Origin of the sequence: Ferrithrix thermotolerans DSM 19514 (genome assembly GCF_900128965.1) — a bacterium.
Classification (GTDB): Bacteria; Actinomycetota; Acidimicrobiia; order Acidimicrobiales; family Acidimicrobiaceae; genus Ferrithrix; species Ferrithrix thermotolerans.
Map to the genome: position 1 here is coordinate 1 of NZ_FQUL01000064.1, position 2,500 is coordinate 2,500.

The 2,500-nt window shown below is 55.1% G+C and carries 2 rRNA genes (1 of these 2 cut by a window edge); both read right to left on the reverse strand.

The features are described 5' to 3' along the window. Positions 1-44: 44 nt before the first annotated feature. Positions 45-161, reverse strand: a 5S ribosomal RNA gene (gene rrf, locus BUA24_RS11430). Positions 162-198: 37 nt separating this feature from the next. Beyond that, positions 199-2,500: ribosomal RNA gene (locus tag BUA24_RS11435) — 23S ribosomal RNA — on the reverse strand (it continues 702 nt past the right edge of the window).

A 2,500-nucleotide genomic window follows, 5' to 3' on the forward strand; every position in this document is an offset into this window, starting at 1 on the left:
GAAAGAGAGACCCATGTAGGGTCTCTGTCTTTCTTAGTTATAGATAGCGGCAGCGCCCTACTCTCCCAGGGGGCCTCCCCCCAAGTACCATCGGCGCAGGTGGTCTTAACTACCGTGTTCGGAATGGGAACGGGTGTTTCCCCACCGCCATGGCCACCGCTAAGTGGTTGAGCACACAAAGAACTCCATAGCGAGCACGACTCCAAGTCCTCGGCCTATTAGTACCGGTCAGCTGAATACATTACTGTACTTACACATCCGGCCTATCAACGTGATCGTCTCTCACGGGCCTTACCAGGTTAACCCTGTGGGAAACCTCATCTTGAAAAGAGCTTCGCGCTTATATGCTTTCAGCGCTTATCCCTTCCGCAGGTCGCTAACCAGCCGTGCCCTTGGCAGGACAACTGGCACACGAGAGCTGCGTCCGTCCCGGTCCTCTCGTACTAGGGACAGCCTTTCTCAAGTTTCCTACGGCTGCATCGGATAGGGACCGAACTGTCTCACGACGTTCTAAACCCAGCTCGCGTACCGCTTTAATGGGCGAACAGCCCAACCCTTGGGACCGGCTTCAGCCCCAGGATGCGACGAGCCGACATCGAGGTGCCAAACCTTCCCGTCGATATGGACTCTTGGGGAAGATGAGCCTGTTATCCCCGGGGTACCTTTTATCCGTTGAGCGACGGCGCTTCCACACGCTACCGCCGGATCACTATGCCCTGCTTTCGCACCTGCTTGACTTGTAGGTCTCGCAGTCAAGCTCCCTTATGCCATTGCACTCGACGACTGATTGCCAACCAGTCTGAGGGAACCTTTGGGCGCCTCCGTTACACTTTAGGAGGCGACCGCCCCAGTCAAACTGCCCACCTGACGCTGTTCCTAACCCGGATAACGGGTCAAGGTTAGAGCCCCGGCACAGACAGGGTGGTATTTCAAGGACGACTCCACCAGAGCTAGCGCTCCAGCTTCACAGTCTCCCACCTATCCTACACAATCTGTACCAAAGCCCAACATCAAGCTACAGTAAAGGTCCACGGGGTCTTTCCGTCCTGATGCAGCTAACGAGCATCTTTACTCGTACTTCAATTTCGCCGGGTCTGTGGTTGAGACAGTGGGGAAGTCGTTACGCCATTCGTGCAGGTCGGAACTTACCCGACAAGGAATTTCGCTACCTTAGCACCGTTATAGTTACGGCGGCCGTTTACCGGGGCTTAGATTCAAAGCTTCGCCCTTGCGGGCTAACCTCTCCTCGTAACCTTCCGGCACCGGGCAGGCGTCAGAGCGTATACGTCGTCTTGCGACTTAGCACGCTCCTGTGTTTTTAGTAAACAGTCGCTACCCCCTGGTCTCTGCGACCTCTTCGAGCTCAAAGATGCAAGATCAATCACCCTAATGAGGCCCTCCTTCTCCCGAAGTTACGGAGGTAATTTGCCGAGTTCCTTAACCACAGTTCTCCCGATCGCCTTAGTATTCTCTACTTGTCCACCTGTGTCGGTTTGGGGTACGGGCGCCCAAGACACTCGCTAGAAGATTTTCTCGGCAGCATAGGATCAGTGACTTCGTCTAAAGCGACTCGGAATCACGTCTCAGGCTATATGAGGTCCGGATTTGCCTGGCCCTCGCCCTACACGTTTTCCCCAGGACAACCAACGCCTGGGATCACCTACCTTCCTGCGTCCCTCCATTGCTGATAACGTCTCTTAGGCGGTACAGGAATATAAACCTGTTGTGCATCGACTACGCCTTTCGGCCTCGCCTTAGCTCCCGACTCACCCTGGGCGGATTAGCCTTGCCCAGGAACCCTTGGACATTCGGCGGAGAGGTTTCTCACCCCTCTTTCGCTACTCATGCCAGCATTCTCACTCGAGCTCGCTCCACAGAGGCTCACGCACCTGCTTCACTGCAAGCTCGACGCTCCCCTACCACTCCCTAAGTAAATTAGGAAGTCCGCAGCTTCGGCTCCTGACTTGAGCCCCGTTACATTGTCCGCGCAAAACCACTCGACCAGTGAGCTATTACGCACTCTTTAAAGGGTGGCTGCTTCTAAGCCAACCTCTTGGCTGTCTATGCAGTTTCACATCGTTTACCACTTAGTCAGGAATTTGGGGCCTTAGCTGGCGGTCTGGGCTGTTTCCCTCTCGACCAACGAAGCTCATCCCCCGTGGTCTCACTGCCAGACTCTGGAGCATCGGCATTCGGAGTTTGATTGGGATCAGTAAGCATGTACGCCCCATAACCCATTCAGTGCTCTACCTCCGATGCTGAACATCTGACGCTGTACCTAAATACATTTCGGGGAGAACCAGCTATCACCGAGTTTGCTTGGCCTTTCACCCCTATCCACAGGTCATCCCCCCTGTTTTCAACCAGAGTGGGTTCGGCCCTTCACGGGGTCTTACCCCCGCTTCAGCCTGCCCATGGATAGATCACTCGGCTTCGGGTCTACCGCATGCGACTAGACGCCCTATTCAGACTCGCTTTCGCTTCGGCTACCCCTTCATGG